The following is a 15,937-nucleotide window of genomic DNA, read 5'->3' as shown; positions in this document are numbered from 1 at the left end:
CTCAGTCGGGCGCGATGTCGCGCCACCCGTGCAACAGGCGCTTTTCCGGTAAGGTGAAGCGAAAGGCGTTGCCGCCTGCGCCCCCGGGCTGGTCCCGGACGCGGTCGATGGTTTCGCCCAGCACATGACACAGCAGCAGCGCGCCGACGCCGCCATGCGCGACGATCAGCGGGCATTTGGCGCCCGTGGCGCTGACCCGCTCGACAGCCCCCACGATCCGCGTTTGCGCAGCCCGCGCGGTTTCCCAGCCTCGAAAGCTTTCGTCCGGCCGCGCGAAGAAGGCGTCAGCCGCGGCCTCGAACTGGTCTTTCGGCATGAAGCCGGTGGCGGATCGGTCGTTTTCCCCCAGCGCCGGGTCCTGTTGGATGGGTAACCCCAGAACATCGGCATAGATCTCGGCGGCGTCGATGGCTTTACGCTCGGAGCTGCACCAGATTGCGTCATGCCCCGTGTCCAACGCCCGCGCATGGCGGGCGTGCCGGTCCGCGCCGCGTTCGGTCAGGCCCCATTCGGTCACGTCCACCGCCGGATCAATGCGCACGTCGGCGTGGGTGACGAACAGGACCTCTGTCATCGGGCAGCTACGGCGCGGGCCAGTGCGCAGAAACGGTCGAGCCCGACCTGTTCGGCGCGCTCGGTGGGTTCGATCCCGGCGGCAAGCAGGCGGTCTTCGATGTCCGGTGTCAGACCTTTCAGGCTGGCGCGCAGCATCTTGCGCCGCTGGTTGAACGCGGCGGCGGTGACCCGTTGCAGCACGTCGGCGTCCGCAGGAAAGCGGGGCTCGGGCAGGGCGGTCAGGTGAACCACCGCCGACCGGATCTTTGGCGGCGGGGTGAACGCCTCGGGCGGCAGTTCCATCGCGATCCGCGCATCACAGCGCCACTGGGACAGCACGGCCAGCCGCCCATAGGCTTTCGACCCGGGCTGCGCCACGATCCGCTGGGCGACTTCCTTCTGGAACATCAGCGTCAGGCTTTGCCAATAGGGCGGCCACTCTGGCGGAGTCAGCCAGCGGACCAGAAGTTCCGTACCCACGTTATAGGGCAGGTTGGCCGCAACGCGGATCGGCGGCGTCAGATGGTCCAGCGGGTCGACCTTCAGCGCGTCGCCCTCGATTACCTGAAGCCGGCCCGGATAGGCCTCGGCGATCTCGGCCAGCGCGGGCAGGCAACGGGCGTCCTTTTCCACCGCCAGCACGCGGCGCGCGCCCGAGGCCAGAAGGCCACGGGTCAAGCCGCCGGGTCCGGGACCGATTTCCAGCACGTCGCAATCCGACAGGTCGCCCGCCGTGCGGGCGATCTTGGCGGTCAGGTTCAGGTCCAGCAGAAAGTTCTGGCCCAGCGACTTCTTGGCGCGCAGGTCATGCGTGTTGATGACCTCGCGCAGGGGCGGCAGGCTGTCGATGGCGCTCATGTCGTGGCCGCCCGTGCCGCCGACATGCGATGCGCCATGCGCAGCGCCTCGATCAGGCTGGTGGGGTTGGCGATGCCCTGACCGGCGATGTCGAACGCGGTCCCGTGATCGGGCGAGGTGCGGATGAACGGCAGGCCAAGCGTGACGTTCACGCCCCGGTCGAAGTCCAGCGTCTTGATCGGGATCAGCGCCTGATCGTGGTACATCGCCACGCAGGCGTCATAGCGGGCGCGGGCGGCGGCGTGGAACAGCGTGTCGGCGGGGTGCGGGCCGGTCAGGGTCAGCCCCTCGGCCTTCAGCTTCTCCAGCACCGGGGCGATCAGGGTGGCGTCCTCGAACCCCATCGCGCCGCCTTCACCAGCGTGGGGATTCAGCCCGGCCACCGCGATGCGCGGCGCGTCCAGACCGAAATCCCGCCGCAAGCCGGCGTAGGTGATCCGCAGGGTGTCTTCCAGCAACTCGGCGGTCAGCGCCTTGGGCACGTCCGCAATGGCGATGTGGATCGTCGTGGGCACCACCCGTAGCTGGTCAGAGGCGAGCATCATCACAACACGCTTCACCCCGGCCAGCGCGGCAAGGTATTCCGTGTGGCCGGGATAGGCGAAGCCCGCCCCGTCGATCAGCGCCTTCTTGTGGATCGGGCTGGTGCAGACCGCTGCCGCCGCGCCGGACCGGGCCAGATCCACCGCCCGCGCGATCACGTCAATGACGCCCTGCGCGTGGGCCGGGTTCGGGGTGCCGGGGGTCACGGGGCCATCGAACGGGTGCGGCAGCACCGGCATCGCGGTGGCGAAAACGCTTGCGGCGTCGGACGGGTCGGCGATCACGGCCACCGGCGCGCCCTGCGGCAGGTGCGCCGGGTCGCCGATCCAGAAGAACGGTTCGTCCCCGGTCCGCAGCGCCTGCCATGCGGCAATAGCGATCTCGGGTCCGATCCCGGCCGGTTCGCCCACCGTCAGGGCGACGGGGGCGGTCATTGTTCGACGATGTAGGCGTCGGCGCGCAGTTGGGACATGTACCCGTCGGCGTAGGACGCAAGACGCTGGTTGATCAGCTGCTCGCGGATCTGGTCGCGGTCGATTTCCTCCACCGCCGACGACGTGCGGCTGCACAGCATCAGGAAGACCAGTGCCTGACCGTCCGCCGTGGTCAGCGCGGTCGAGACTTCGCCACGGTCCAGCTTGGCCAGTTCGATGGCGACGTCACCGGCGATCTGTTCGACCGGCAGGGTGTCGCGCAGCAGGCGCTCGGGCGGCTGGCCCTTGGCGATGCCGTACAGGTCGTCACAGGTGTCCACTTCGTTCTCGATCCGGCGGGCTTCGGCCAGCGTCGACTCGGTCCGGCCGCCAGGGATGAAGTAGCGCGCGAACTCGATCGCGGCGGGCGCTTCGGTCGGCGCGCCGGTTTCCTCGATCGCACGCAGCTGGAACAGGGCGATGGCGTTGGGCACCGGGATCGGCGCGGTCACTTGCCCGGGTGCCAGCCCAAGGATCTGCGACCGCAGCGGGGCGGGAAGCTGCGACAGCGGCATCCAGTCCTGCCGACCGCCGACGTCACGCGACGGCGCAGCCGAATACTGTCGCGCGGCTGCGGCAAAGCCGCCGATCGTGGTGATCCGCGAGATTTCAGAGGCGCGGCGCATCGCGGCGGCCTCGGCCTCGGGGGTGTTGGCGGGCAGGAAGATCTCGGACAGCAGGACGCGCACGCCAGAGGTGCCGCCCGTGCCCGCCGTCGCGACGGCGCGGTCGATCTCGGCCTCTGTCACCTGCGCCTGCGGGCCGAACTGCGCCCGCACCACGCCGCGCCAAAGCACACCGGCGCGGACAAAGTCGTAAACGGTCTCGCTGTCGACACCTTCCTGCGCCATCGCGTTCAGGAACTCTTCCGCCGACAGGTTTGCCCGGGCGGCGAACTCGCTGACCCCGGCCTCAAGCTGTTCCTGGCTGGCGGTGACGCCAAGGCGTTCGGCGGCGTCCAGTTGCAGGCGTTCGTTGATCAGCGTCTCATAGGCCTGTTCCGCCGGATCGCCGGGGGCGCGCAGGATCTCGTAGAACCGGGTGCGCTGGTTCAGCTCGTACACGGTGACGACGCGGTCGTTCACCTTCACGATCGGCGCGAAGGGGTTCTGCGCTTGCGCGGCGGGCGCACCCAGCAGGCTCAGCAGGCATGTGACCGCGATCAGCGTCACGGTCAGGAGGCGGGGCATCGGCATGGTCGGTCTTCCGTCTGCTCTGTCTTTCGGGGGGCCTTCCGCGCGGCGGGACAGGCCGCGTCAGCCCTTCACTTCGGTACAGGTGCGGGCGTAGGGGCGCCCGTCCTGGCCGAAGCCGGCAAGCGCCACGGTCAGCCCCACATCCGTTGCGGGCTCCACATTAGTCGAGGACGTGAACTTACGCGAGAGGGAAAGCGCCACCGAAACGCACTCGTTCCGATAGGCCAGCCCGACGTTCGCCTCGGCGGGGCTGTTGGATACGAAATCATAGCTGTAGCCCAGATTCCCGGTCCAGTGGCGGTCGAATTCATAGCCAAGCGCCATTGTCCATTCGGACACGTCGTCGGTCCGGCCCTCGGACGCGGCGGCCTCGACCCAGATGTACGAGGTCGTGGCAGTCACCTTGCGCCCGAACCAGACCAGCCGCGATTCCGACTTGGTGAAATCCAGCGTGTCGTCGAACAGCGACCTGTTGGTCAGGCTCAGCCGGTCCGAGATTTCGACCCGCGAGGCGACCAGCCAGTCCGAGGTGGCGCCTTCCAGCCCCGAGGCGCCGCCGAAGACGCCTGGATCCTCGGTGCGGAACACACGGCCCATCGACAGGGCGTATTCGCGGCCCGTCGGGGTGAAATGGGTCCACGCGAAGCCCACCGTGGCGCGCAGCCCGGTCTCGCGGGCGTCGTGGCCGGGAAAGCGGCTAAGCGCCAGCAGGTTGCCCTCGTCGAATTCCACAAGCGAGCTGTCCTCGACCGGGACCGCGTCGCCGTAGCTTTCCGACCATGCCAGCTGCACCACCGGCTGCACGATGTCACGACCGCCATTGGCGGCGGTGCGGCCCATCGGCCAGCGCAGCTCGGCGGCGGCGGCGGGGGTCAGGCGGTACAGGCGGTTGTCGTACCCGTCGTCCTGCCCGACGATGTAGAAGTCGCTTGCCACGCCAAGATCGGCGCGGGCGATCATCCCGTTGGGCAGCAGCCAGTCGCGGAACCAGCCCAACTGGACCGTGCTGCGCAGCACGTCGCGCGACAGGCATTCCGCGTCCGTCAGCCCGGCATCGGTACAGGCCGCTTCCAGATCGGCGGACACGCTTTCGGCCTCTCGTTCGTAGCCCTGCACGTCGAAGGCCAGCGTCGCCTGTCCGCCCAGCACGCGCGGCAGGCGGCGGATATAGGTGCCTCGGATCAGGTTGGTGGCCAGCGTTTCCTCGATCGGGACCTCGCTGTCGCGCAGGGTGCGCAGCGTCTCGATCCCGGCCGAGATGTATTCGTTGCGGCGGGTTCGGGTGATCTCGACCCCGTTCGACAGGCGGTCCGCGTCGGAATAGTCGTAGGTTTCCAGATAGGCGTTGTCCGACACCAGCTCGATATCGAACCGCAGCGTGAAGTCGCCCGGCAGGTTGGCGCGTCCGCGACCGAACAGGTAGGCGCGCGTTTCGTCCTGCAAGATGTCGTCGCGCGACACCGCGCCGTTCAGGACGATGTCGCCCCAGCGGAAGGCCCGGCGGAACCGCGCTTCGACGGTTTTCGTCGCCTCGGACACGAAGGGCGCGAAGGTCAGGTCGGCGTGGTCGCCCAGCGTCACGAAATAAGGCACGCGCACCCCGAACCCAAGCTGCGAGTTCTGCCGCAGCGTGGGGATCAGGAAGCCAGTCGCGCGGCGCAGCGTCGGGTCGGGCAGGCGCATCCGGGGCAGCCACAGAACGGGGATGCCCGCGACCTCGAAGGTGGCGTTGTCGAAGTACAGCTGGCGTTCTTCCTGGTCGTGGACCACACGCTCGGCGCGGATCTGCCACAGCGGGACGGGGTTCGACGCGCAGACCTGACAGGACGAGGCGACAGCCTTGTACAGCTGGGTATAGCGTCCCTCGACCCGTTCCAGCTCGGCCGCGGCGACCTGCATCTGCTCTTCCAGCACCACGCGCGCGCCGCGCATGATGCCGTCCTTCAGATCGCCCGACAATTCCGCGAAAGTGGCGGTCACCACCTGTCCGCTGGATTCGATCAGGGTGATCGGGCCGAAGATCTGCAACTCGTCGGCGGTTTCGTCGTAGACCAGCCGCTCGGCCAGCAGGCGCTGCCCCTCGAAGAAGATCTCGACATTGCCCGACGCCTGCACGGTGTCCGCTCCGTTGAACGAGACATTGTCCGCGATTAGCGTCGCCATTTGCGCCTGAGCGGTCTGCAACGGCTGGACCATGAACCATCCGGCCAGCAGAAGGCCGGCAATCGGGCGTCCGAGGCGGCGGAAGTTGCGGCGCATCATCCGTCCTCCAGGTTCAGCAGGATGCCCATCGACAGGATCACCGCGGCCACCGGAACCGTCCAGGCCGCAAGACCGACGGGCAGCTGACCGCTGTTCCCGAGGATTTGCGCGAAATTCCGCAGGAAGTAAATCGCGAAGCCCAGCCCGATCGACAGCAGCACCATCAGCCCGGTGCGCCCGAACCGCGTGTGCCGCATGGTGAACCCGGCGGCCACCAGCACCATCGCCGCCAGCATGACCGGCAGCGCCAGTTCCATCTGAAGCCAGACCCGATGGCTGCGGGCCGAGAACCCGGCGCGTTCAAGCTGGCTGATATAGCCCGGCAATTCCCAGATCGGCACGCTGGCCGGGGTGCCGAAGCTGTCCTGTATCTGCTCTGACGTCAGGTCGGACCGGATCGTCATGGTCTCGTGCGTTTCGGCATCGCGTTCCGGGTTGTCGCTGTCGACAAGGTCCCAGACCTTCGCCTCGGTGACGTTCCACGATCCGGGCGTCAGCGCGGCGCTGGCGGCCTCGATCCGCTGCCGGGGCAGGCCGTCCCGGTCGAAGCCAAGGAATGTCACGCCGAAGAGAACAGTGCCTTCAAGGTTGGCGCGGTCGGCGTGGATTACGGTCTGGCCCTCGGGGCCGCCCTGACGCAGCCACAGCCCTTCTTGGCTGACCGACAGCACCGAGGCATCGTCGCCCGATAGCCGACCGGCGAGGATCTCGTACTGCTTCTGGGTCGAGGCGACGATCGGGTTGAACACGGCGACCGCGACGGCGCCGATCAGCAGGGCGACCGTGACAGGCGCCAGCAGGCTGCGGATCGCCGACCGGCCCGAGGCGCGGGTGATGACCATCTCGGAACTGCGGGCCAGCGACAGGAACAGGGTCAGCGTCGCGAGGATCACGATCAGCGGCAGAATTGTGTACAGGCCCGCGGGCATGTTCAGCAGGGTCAGCTGGACGATCTGAACGAAGCCGACCGAGCCCGCCTCGAACTGGCGCACCTGTTCGACCATGTCGATCAGGAAATACAGCCCGATGAATACGCCCAGCACCAGCATGAACGACGTCAGGAAGCGGCGCGCGATGTAGAAATGCAGGATCATGCCGCGACTCCGGTGGTTTCCGCCGCCCGGTCGCGGCGGATAAACAGGCCGGGCCGGGCGCTGATCCACAACAGCGCAAAGGTCAGGGTAAAGCCGATCAGCGCCGCGCCATAGGTCAGCGGCCACAGCGACGGGTCGCCGCGCGCCATGTCCGCGAAGGTGTTGTCGATGATCTTGACCACCACGATCGCGATCACCGCGCCAAGGATCTGCCGCCAGCGCCCGAAGCGCGAGAAGTTGCCGACCAGCATCGCCGCGAAGCCGACCAGCGCGGCAGCGACGGCCAGCAGCGCCTGCGATATCCGGCCATGCCCCTCATAGATCATCTGTCCCGCCGAGCGCCGGGTCTCGGCCTCCAGCGCGGGGGTCGGGTTCAGAAGTTCCAGCGTGCTCAGTTCCTTGATGCCGCGCTCGCCCGGCGTCAGCGCCCCGATGAAACTGCCGATGTCATAGGACAGGTCCGTAAAGCTGGTGGTCGCAAGCCGCCCGCTTTCCACGTTCAGCGCCTGTGCCATGCCGTCGAACATCACCAGCTTGGGGCCGGTGTCGGACCGCAGCAGCAGCGCCCGGCTGGCGGTGTAAGTGACGTGTTCCCGCCCGCCGCTGCGGTCAGACAGGAAGACGTCGCGCAATTCGCCGTCGACCGTGATCTCGCGGATGTAGAAGGTGATCCCGTCAGTGGGATGCAGGAACTGCCCCTCGCTGAGAAGGCGCGCGGTGATATTCTCGGAAATCTCGGCCTGCCGCTGTTCCAGCCGCGTGATCGACAGCGGCACCAGCAGGTGGGTCAGCACCGACAGCAGCACGCCGACGATCAGCCCATAGGCAAGAACCGGCCGCATCATGCGATAGGGCGAAAACCCGGTGGCCTGAACCACGACAAGTTCGCTTTCCGACGACAGCCGGTTCGCCACATAGACAGAGGCCGCGAAGACCGCGATCGGCAGGACGATGCGGATCACGTTCGGCAGCGACAGGGCGGTGAACTCGAAAAAAACGCTGGCGGACTGGCCGTTGGCGATCAGCTGGTCGAACAGCACAACCGCGCGGTTCACCCAGTACACAAGCACCAGAACCAGCGCGAAGAAGCCGAACAGCATCAAAAGCTGCGACAGGATATATCTGTCAAATCGTGCCAACCGTTCCGACCGCCGTACTGCCCTGTTTGGGTTTTTCCGGGCATCTTAATGCAGTTGCGGGGGCGGGAAAACTGATAACTGGTCAATGGTGGGTGCGGGGGATAGGTAAGGGGGACCCCTACCAGGAGACCCAAGAATGACTGCCCCGATTTCCCTTGAAGTCACCGCCCTCGATCTTGACGCGCTTGCCGGTTTCGAAGGCCGCGTCGTGCTGTTTTGCGAGCCCGACGGCAAGCTGTCGCAGATCGCGCGTCGGGTGAACCGCCTGACCAAGGGCGCGCTGGAGCGGTTTCTGGAATCGAAGGCGTTCGAGACGCTGAAAGAGGGCGACGGCGCCGATCTTGCGTTCCCCGTCGGCATGGCCGCCGACGCGGTGCAGGTGGTGAAGCTGTCGCGCCGGGCCGACGCATCGGTCGCACGCAAAGCCGGGGCCGCGATCGGCAAGGCGAAGGGCCACAAGGCGCTGCTGCTGGCCGCGGGCAACCTCAAGCCGGTTGAAGACGTGATGCTTGGGGTGGCGCTGCGCGTCTACGACTTCACCGACCACACGACGAAGGACGCCGAGACCGAAGGCGCCGTGACCGTGATGGCGTCGAAGCCCGAGGACGTCTCGGCCGAGTCGGTGTCCGCGCTGGCCGAGGGCGTGTTCTTCACCCGCGATCTGGTGAACGAGCCGTCGAACATCCTGACCACGACCGAATTCGCCAGCCGCCTGGAGGGTCTGAAGGACCTTGGCGTCGAAGTCGAGGTGCTGGAAGAGGACGAACTGGAAAAGCTTGGCATGCGCACGCTGCTGGCCGTGGGGCAGGGCAGCGAAAGCCCGTCCAAGGTCGTCGTCATGCAATGGAAGGGCGGCGCGGATGAAGCACCCTTCGCGCTGGTCGGCAAGGGCGTCGTGTTCGACACCGGCGGCATCAGCCTGAAGCCCGCCGGCGGCATGGAAGACATGACGATGGACATGGGCGGCGCAGGCGTCGTGTCGGGGGTGATGAAGACGCTGGCACTGCGCAAGGCGAAGGCCAACGTCGTGGGTCTTGTCGGGCTGGTCGAGAACATGCCCGACGGTCGCGCCCAGCGTCCCGGCGACGTGGTGAAGTCCATGAAGGGCGACACGGTCGAGGTGATCAACACCGACGCCGAAGGCCGGCTCGTGCTGTGCGATGTCATGTGGTACGCGCAGGACCGGTTCAAGCCGACCGGCATGATCGACCTTGCGACGCTGACCGGCGCGATCATCATCGGCCTCGGCCACGAGATGGCGGGCGTCTTCTCGAACGAGGACGGGATCGCCGACGCCTTCCTAAAGGCCGCGAAGGTCGAGGGCGAAGGCGCATGGCGGATGCCGCTGGCCCCGGCCTATGACAGGCAGCTGAAGTCGCGCGTAGCGGACATGAAGAACGTCGGCGGACGGCCAGCCGGCTCCATCACCGCGGCCCAGTTCCTGCAGCGGTTCGTCAAGGACGAAACCCCTTGGATTCACCTCGACATCGCGGGTGTGGCCAGCGTCGCGGCGGGAACCGAATTCTCGCCCAAGGGCGCGACGGGCTGGGGCGTTCTGGCGCTGAACCGGCTGATCGCCGACGGTTACGAGAAGTAAACCGCGCGCTGTAACGCACTGACAGGACAGCCGGATGGGCGCCGCCTATTTCTACCACCTGACCCGCGCCCCGCTAGAGGCGACGCTGCCCACGCTCTTGGACCGCGCGCGCCAGCAGGGCTGGCGTGTGGCGGTGCGGGGCCGGTCGAAGGACCGGATGGTCTGGCTGGACGACAAGCTGTGGCTGGGGGCCGAAGAGGGCTTCCTGCCACATGGGCTTGCCGGCGGGCCGTTCGACAAGGACCAGCCGGTCTTGCTGACGACGGGCGCCGACACACCCAACGGCGCCGCCTGCCTGATGGCGGTGGACGGCGCCGACGTGACGCCGGACGAGGTCAAGGCGCTGGAACGCGTGTGCATCCTGTTCGACGGGAACGACGACATGGCGGTGCAGACGGCGCGCGACCAGTGGCGGGCGCTGACCGGCGCTGGCTGCGCCGCGCAGTACTGGAGCCAGGAAGACGGGCCGTGGTCGAAGAAGGCGGAAAGCGGCGGAAGCTGACAGGGTCTTCTGGAAGACCCTACCGCGCATGAATTTCTAGAAATTCATGCAGTCCACGATCTTCTAGAAGATCGTGTTTCTGGACGCTTAGCAGATGATCTTCACCGGTTTCGGGCAGCAGGCGATCACCAACTGGTCGCTGCATTCGATCATGTGGAAACCGCGCCGCCGCACCTCAAGCTCCAGCGTTGCAACGCCGATTTCGCGTTCCACGTCGGCCAGACGTCTTCGCACCACCGCCGCCGCTTTGGGCGGCGCGGCTGCGAAAGATCTGGTCCAACCAGTCCTGTCCGATGGGGTTTTCGACGATCCGGTCCCGCATGACCGCATCGTCGCATGGTTTTGGTTAACATCAACTTCCTCAGCCCTTGGAAATCCGTCAGCCAGGTCGAATGGGAAACCCTGACATGGATCGATTAGTACAACACCGAACGCCTGCACAGCGCCATCGGATATGTCACGCCAAAAGAGAAAGAGGAGGAATTCTTCGCAGACTTGAGCGCCGGTGAGAAAGCGGCATAACTATTGAACCAGAAACTCTCCGGTAAACCCGGGGCGGTTCAAACCGTCATTGCGGTATATCTAGTCGGAGCGTGTGGAATTAGCTCATAGGGGGCATTGACGAGAACTCCACTGGAGTTGAGATATTTTGCTCGCCTTCTTCGTTTGCACCCAAAGCCTCATTTTCTAGGTAATCCTGAATTTCCTCAAAATTTATGGTGAAATCATTCATCTGCCGTACTCCTCATGTAAAATCTGATGCAGTTTTCAGCGGCAAAAGCAATTGGACCAAAAGCGATAGCAAAATAAACAAGAGGAAATGCTCTCGTGTGAATAAATCTTTCGGGATCGTATAATCCTATGTAACAGAGAAAAAGATGTATCATGCCATAGCCAAGCATTCTTATGCATCTCGCTTTTTCACTAAACAATTTTTTGCCTCATGTTCAATCCGTGCTTGCAAAGCCGCAAAGGATGAATGCTAATCCGATATTTCCCAAGTATTTTGGTCTTGTGGTGATGCTGGCGAATTTTGCCGTTGTTTTTAAGCCCGGCGTTCGCCGCGTCTGCTTTGGTGGCGGCTTCGAGGTCCTTGCAGGCGTTCTCGCGAAGATTTCCGGCGATGTGGACCCAACTTGGCGTGTTCAAGACACAGTTGTCGAGCCGCATTTGTCTCGATTTCGTTGTGCTGGCCGTCATGCAGGCCTCGGCGGTGGCTTGAGGGCACGGATGGCGGCGAGGATTTGTCCGAAGATGTTTCGCGACACGGCAACCTCTGCCAGTTGGAAGGTTATCTTGCGGGCATGGCGCACAACCCGTGCCCCGATCTTGATCAAGCGGCTCTGGATGCTGGTGAGCGACCAGTCGGCAATCTCTTCGGGTAAGTCGGCACGCTTGAGGAAGCTCCCAATGTTGTAAGCCAGCGCATGAAGCTGAAGTCTGACCTCGTGGTCGCGGAACCGCTTGCAGGATAGTCGCGTCCAATTGATCGTGTATTTGCCTTCCTTGATGTGTTGTTCCGCTGTGCCGCGCTGATTGTAGAAACGGATGACCCAGTCCGGCTCCATCGGCAAGTTGGTGACGACGAAGCCCACGCGGGGGAACAGATCGCCGGGGTGCCATTCGGCCTTGGCTATGACGCGACGCGCTTTGTTCCATGATTGCGCCTGATACTCGAAGTCATGGTAGAACCGGCGAACGTAGTTGGGTGGGCGGCCTACGGGGCGCTTCAGCAGATGTGAGACAGCATCTTGCAGGACGGCGTTGCCCTTGAGGCGGATGGTGTAGAAGTAGCTCTCCGCCTCCAGCATCTCGTAAAGCTCAGGAATGGCGAAGGCCGCGTCAGCGCGGAAGAACCGCATCAGGTCGCGGCTCCGATACCGCACTATGACTGGGGCCAGAGCGTCCTTCCACCCATCAGCGCTGTGCACGTTGCCTTTTCGCAGGACGCAGCGCTTGAGATCGCTGAACTGGTTGAACACGAAGAGGGGATGATAGCACTTGCAGCCAAAGTGACCATTCCATGCCGTGCCTTCCTGATCGCCATAGGTGGGGCTGACGGAGCTGTCCATATCCAGAGTGATCCACTTGGGCGGTTGCGTATCATGCATCGCATCGACCCACTGCCCGGGCAGGTCGGCCAAAGCCGCACGGTTATGAGCGGGAGCAAGAATGTCGGTCTCAAACCGCGCCATTTGGCTGGTCGAAGCGGCTTGGTCATTTACAGCCCGCCCGCCGACGATCTGGCGCATCACTGGATCACGGGAAAGTCGGTCCGCATCGTTGACATCAGGATATGCCGCTAGCCGCCCGAATGGGGACTGGCGCATCAGACCGACAAGTGAGTGCACTCCGTTCTTGCCTGTCCGCGTGTCCCGCAACGAACGCCCAGCCAGATCATGCAGGCCCAAGGTCTCGTCCAACTCACGAAACAGGAGCAAACCGCCGTCAGAACTGATCTTGGAGCCGTGGAATTCCAGTCGCACCCGAGGGTCAAAATCCAGCCGAAAACCGCCATCAGAACCCGCACCCATAGGGTGATCTAACCTTGCAGCCTCCAAAGGCATTTAACCCGGTGCAGTACAACATGAAAAGACACGCCAAAGAAGATAGATCGCTCAGCTACCTGGGAAATGTGGGGTTAAGCGATGCTTAACCGCTGTTTAACCAGCCCGGCGCCGTCCGCCCCGGCGACCGCCCCGGCCGCCACCCGCGGATTGGGCCGCTTTCGACGCCTCGACGAAGCTTTCGCCGCCGTCGACCGCGTCCAGCACGCGGCTGAACCGGATCCATTCGCCGCCGTTCGGGTCGTTGTTCATCAGGAAGTTCGCGGCGCGGATCGCTTCCATCTCGACCGAGCGGACAGGGTTCATGATCGCAGAGGTCATGCCAGCGCAGATCGCCATCGGCAGGAAGGCCGCGTTGATCCCGTGCCGGTGCGGCAGCCCGAACGAGATGTTGGACGCGCCGCAGGTGGTGTTCACGCCCAGTTCGTCGCGCAGGCGGCGGACAAGGGTAAACACCTGCTGCCCCGCCGATCCCATCGCGCCCACCGGCATTACCAGCGGGTCGACCACGATGTCATGCGCCGGAATGCCGTAATCGGCGGCGCGTTCGACAATCTTCTTCGCCACCGCGAAGCGCACGTCGGGATCTTCCGAAATGCCGGTGTCGTCGTTCGAGATCGCCACCACCGGCACGTTGTATTTCTTGACCAGCGGCAGGACGAGTTCCATCCGCTCTTCCTCGCCGGTGACCGAGTTCAACAGCGGACGCCCTTCCGCCGTTTCCAGCCCGTTCTCCAGCGCGCCGGGGACCGAACTGTCGATGCACAGCGGCACGTCCACCAGCGCCTGCACCTTTTCGACCAGCTGCTTCATCAGCATCGGCTCGACGAAGTTGTTGTCGGCATAGCGCGGATCTTCGGCCATCTTGTTGGTGAAGACCGCACCCGAGTTCACGTCCAGCACCATCGCCCCGCAGGCGACCTGTTCCAGCGCGTCCTTCTCGACGGTCGAAAAATCGCCCGCTTCAAGTTCCGCTGCCAGCTTCTTGCGGCCCGTGGGGTTGATGCGTTCCCCGATCACGCAGAACGGCTCGTCAAAGCCGATGGTGACGGTCTTGGTCTTCGACTCGATGACGGTACGGGTCATGACAGTGCTCCGGTTTCAAGGCCCAGAAGGGGAAACAGCCCGGGATCCTCGTAATCGCGGATCGCGTGGCGGGCCCCGGCGGCGCGCAGCGCATCCGGGGAAAGCGAGGTGGTCAGGCCGATGACGGTGCACCCGGCCGCGGCGGCGGCGGTGACACCCGCGCCGCTGTCTTCGAACGCGATGGCCTGCGCCGGATCGGCACCGGCCTTGGCGGCAGCATCAAGGTAAACGTCGGGGTAGGGCTTGCCGCGCGCGACTTCCTCTGCGGCGACGACGACAGGGAACCGGTCGCGCAGGCCAACCGCGCGCAGCATCGCCTCGGCGTTCTGGCGCGGGGCGTTGGTGGCCACGGCCACCGGAAGGCCCGCGGCGGCGATCCGGTCCAAAAGGCGTTCCGTCCCCGGCGTGGGCGCGATGCTGGTGCGGTCCAGAACCTCGCGGAACCGGGCCTCTTTCTCGTCGTCCATCGCGACGGCGTCGCAGCCGGGCAACAGTTCGGCGAAGATCTCGGCGCTGTTCCGGCCCAAAATCCGGGACGTGTAAAAGGCGTGGTCGACCTCGACCCCGGCGGGACGCAGCATGTCGGCGAAGATCGCCATATGCAGCGGATCGCTGTTCAGCAGCGTGCCGTCCAGGTCGAACAAAAATCCTGATGGCATCAGTGCGCCGCCGTCGCGGCGCCATTGGTGCCGGCCCTGTTGTTGGCGTATTCGGCGCAGGTCTTGATGCCGCCCAGCGGGAAGAAATGCACCTGTTCGATGCCAAAGCCGGGGTTCGCCGCCTTGTGGGCCGCCAGACCGGCCAGAACGTCGTCGGGTTCGTAGGGCAGGACCAGCTTGGTCACGTCCATCGCGCGCTTTTGCAGCACCTTCAGCGAGGGGCCGACACCGCAGGCGATGGCGAACTTGATCAGCGTCTGCAGCTTCGCGGGACCGGCGATGCCGATGTGGACGGGCAGGGCGATGCCTTCCGCCTGAAGCCGTTCGACCCACGCGATGATCGGGTCGGCTTCGAACGCGAATTGGGTGGCGATGGCCATCTGCGCGTCGGTGCGTTCGGAAAACGCCTGCTTCCAGCGCAGCGCCTCTGACACGTTGGCGTCGGACCCGTCCGGGTCGATGTCCTTGTTGCCCTCGGGGTGACCGGCGACATGCAGCCGCTTGAAGCCCGCCTTGTCGAACAGCCCGGTTTCCAGAAGCTGCATCGACGAATGGAAATCGCCGTGCGGCTCTGTCACGCCGCCGGCCAGCATAAGCGCCTGATCGACACCGGCCTCGCCCTGATAGCGCGCGATCCAGTCGGCCAGCGTCGTCTTGTCCTTGATGATCCGCGCCGGGAAGTGCGGCATCACCGGGAACCCGTCCGCGGCCAGCCGTTTTGCCGTGGCAACCATATCCTCGATCGGGGTGCCTTCGATATGGGCGATGTAGACGCGTGTGCCTTGGGGAAGCAGCGCCTTGAAATCCTCGACCTTCTCGGCGGTGCGGGGCATGACCTCGATGGAATAGCCCTGCAGGAAATCACGAACCTCGGGGCCCGCGGTGCGCGGCTCGGAGTCCTTCCTGCGGAATTTCAGCAATGCCATCACGGCCCTCCCTAGCGATTTCGGGCTCATGCCCATCCATCATTCTCGATCAGGCCCCTCAACCGGCCATCATCGTATTCGGCGTCCAGCCGCGCGGCTTCGTCGCGCGCGGCCTCGTCGTCGGGCGCGTCGATCTCGTACGGATCGCCCTTGCGCCACTCTGCAAGATAGGCGTCCGAGTCCCGAGCGCCAACCTTCATCGCCGCCCGGTCGATCGCCTGCTCGAAGCGTTCGGGCAAAGCGGCCTTCGCGCCGCGGCGGCCCTTGCCGGCGATCACCTGCGCGGGGATGTCCCGCCAGTAGACAATGGTGATACGGGCCATGCTCGATTCCCCCGGCTTGGAGTCGCTTCTACGCGTCAGCCTGACCCGAACGACGACGGATTTCGACATTCGATGCGCGCGATGCGACGAATGTCTGAATAGCTATCCCATTGGTGGACGTCGGGAAAGCACGGGACCGTTAAAATGTCCTCACGAC

At 64.9% G+C, this 15,937-nt stretch carries 17 protein-coding genes; 2 read left to right on the top strand and 15 right to left on the bottom strand.

Going from position 1 to position 15,937, the window contains the following annotated elements; genetic code table 11:
• Position 1: 1 nt before the first annotated feature.
• From P1K30_RS03765 to lptF, 7 genes are all read right to left on the bottom strand, one after another.
• Positions 2–574, bottom strand: a complete 573-nt coding sequence (locus tag P1K30_RS03765; protein WP_275631326.1) for a histidine phosphatase family protein — start codon at positions 572–574, stop codon at positions 2–4.
• A complete protein-coding gene (gene rsmA / locus P1K30_RS03760; RefSeq protein ID WP_275631325.1) occupies positions 571–1,413 on the bottom strand; it encodes a 16S rRNA (adenine(1518)-N(6)/adenine(1519)-N(6))-dimethyltransferase RsmA in 843 nt (280 codons plus the stop codon). The genes P1K30_RS03765 and rsmA overlap by 4 nt, the downstream gene beginning before the upstream one ends.
• Positions 1,410–2,390 carry a 4-hydroxythreonine-4-phosphate dehydrogenase PdxA gene (gene pdxA / locus P1K30_RS03755; protein ID WP_275631324.1) on the bottom strand — a complete coding sequence of 327 codons (981 nt, stop codon included), beginning with the start codon at positions 2,388–2,390 and terminating at the stop codon, positions 1,410–1,412. Before pdxA ends, rsmA begins: the two co-directional genes overlap by 4 nt.
• The gene (locus tag P1K30_RS03750) at positions 2,387–3,619 is read right to left on the bottom strand and encodes a peptidylprolyl isomerase (RefSeq protein WP_275631323.1); all 1,233 of its coding nucleotides are present in this window, start codon (positions 3,617–3,619) and stop codon (positions 2,387–2,389) included. The genes pdxA and P1K30_RS03750 overlap by 4 nt, the downstream gene beginning before the upstream one ends.
• A 66-nt stretch (positions 3,620–3,685) precedes the next feature.
• Positions 3,686–5,884 carry an LPS-assembly protein LptD gene (locus P1K30_RS03745; RefSeq protein ID WP_275631322.1) on the bottom strand — a complete coding sequence of 733 codons (2,199 nt, stop codon included), beginning with the start codon at positions 5,882–5,884 and terminating at the stop codon, positions 3,686–3,688.
• Complete coding sequence (gene lptG, locus P1K30_RS03740; RefSeq protein ID WP_275631321.1) at positions 5,884–6,981, bottom strand: LPS export ABC transporter permease LptG; 1,098 nt, start codon at positions 6,979–6,981, stop codon at positions 5,884–5,886. The genes P1K30_RS03745 and lptG overlap by 1 nt, the downstream gene beginning before the upstream one ends.
• The gene (lptF, locus tag P1K30_RS03735) at positions 6,978–8,120 is read right to left on the bottom strand and encodes an LPS export ABC transporter permease LptF (RefSeq protein WP_275631320.1); all 1,143 of its coding nucleotides are present in this window, start codon (positions 8,118–8,120) and stop codon (positions 6,978–6,980) included. The genes lptG and lptF overlap by 4 nt, the downstream gene beginning before the upstream one ends.
• Before the next feature lie 136 nt (positions 8,121–8,256).
• On the opposite strand from lptF, the gene P1K30_RS03730 reads away from it, so the two are divergent.
• Both P1K30_RS03730 and P1K30_RS03725 read left to right on the top strand, forming a co-directional pair.
• A complete protein-coding gene (locus tag P1K30_RS03730) occupies positions 8,257–9,717 on the top strand; it encodes a leucyl aminopeptidase (RefSeq protein ID WP_275631319.1) in 1,461 nt (486 codons plus the stop codon).
• 34 nt (positions 9,718–9,751) lie between these two features.
• The gene (locus tag P1K30_RS03725) at positions 9,752–10,219 is read left to right on the top strand and encodes a DNA polymerase III subunit chi (protein ID WP_275631318.1); all 468 of its coding nucleotides are present in this window, start codon (positions 9,752–9,754) and stop codon (positions 10,217–10,219) included.
• Positions 10,220–10,306: 87 nt separating this feature from the next.
• Here the strand turns inward: P1K30_RS03725 and P1K30_RS03720 are convergent, their stop codons facing one another.
• The 8 genes from P1K30_RS03720 to P1K30_RS03685 all read right to left on the bottom strand — a co-directional run bounded on the left by P1K30_RS03720 (position 10,307) and on the right by P1K30_RS03685 (position 15,780).
• A complete protein-coding gene (locus P1K30_RS03720; RefSeq protein ID WP_275631317.1) occupies positions 10,307–10,453 on the bottom strand; it encodes a hypothetical protein in 147 nt (48 codons plus the stop codon).
• A gap of 367 nt (positions 10,454–10,820) precedes the next feature.
• The gene (locus P1K30_RS03715) at positions 10,821–10,952 is read right to left on the bottom strand and encodes a hypothetical protein (RefSeq protein WP_275631316.1); all 132 of its coding nucleotides are present in this window, start codon (positions 10,950–10,952) and stop codon (positions 10,821–10,823) included.
• Positions 10,953–11,143: 191 nt separating this feature from the next.
• Entirely contained in the window at positions 11,144–11,419 is a 276-nt protein-coding gene (locus tag P1K30_RS03710) for a hypothetical protein (RefSeq protein WP_275631315.1), read from the bottom strand.
• Complete coding sequence (locus P1K30_RS03705; protein WP_275631314.1) at positions 11,416–12,786, bottom strand: IS1380 family transposase; 1,371 nt, start codon at positions 12,784–12,786, stop codon at positions 11,416–11,418. Before P1K30_RS03705 ends, P1K30_RS03710 begins: the two co-directional genes overlap by 4 nt.
• 96 nt (positions 12,787–12,882) lie before the next feature.
• Positions 12,883–13,872, bottom strand: coding sequence for a methyltetrahydrofolate cobalamin methyltransferase (locus P1K30_RS03700; RefSeq protein WP_275631313.1), 990 nt, complete (start codon positions 13,870–13,872; stop codon positions 12,883–12,885).
• On the bottom strand, positions 13,869–14,531 hold the full coding sequence (locus P1K30_RS03695; protein ID WP_275631312.1) for an HAD family hydrolase: 663 nt from the start codon (positions 14,529–14,531) through the stop codon (positions 13,869–13,871). Before P1K30_RS03695 ends, P1K30_RS03700 begins: the two co-directional genes overlap by 4 nt.
• Positions 14,531–15,457, bottom strand: a complete 927-nt coding sequence (locus P1K30_RS03690) for a methylenetetrahydrofolate reductase (protein ID WP_275631311.1) — start codon at positions 15,455–15,457, stop codon at positions 14,531–14,533. The genes P1K30_RS03695 and P1K30_RS03690 overlap by 1 nt, the downstream gene beginning before the upstream one ends.
• 26 nt (positions 15,458–15,483) lie before the next feature.
• Positions 15,484–15,780, bottom strand: a complete 297-nt coding sequence (locus P1K30_RS03685) for a virulence factor (protein WP_275631310.1) — start codon at positions 15,778–15,780, stop codon at positions 15,484–15,486.
• Between the last annotated feature and the right edge of the window lie 157 nt (positions 15,781–15,937).

Origin of the sequence: Psychromarinibacter halotolerans (assembly GCF_029168315.1) — a bacterium.
In the GTDB taxonomy this organism is placed as follows: Bacteria; Pseudomonadota; Alphaproteobacteria; order Rhodobacterales; family Rhodobacteraceae; genus Psychromarinibacter; species Psychromarinibacter halotolerans.
This window is presented reverse-complemented; position numbering and strand designations above follow the sequence as displayed.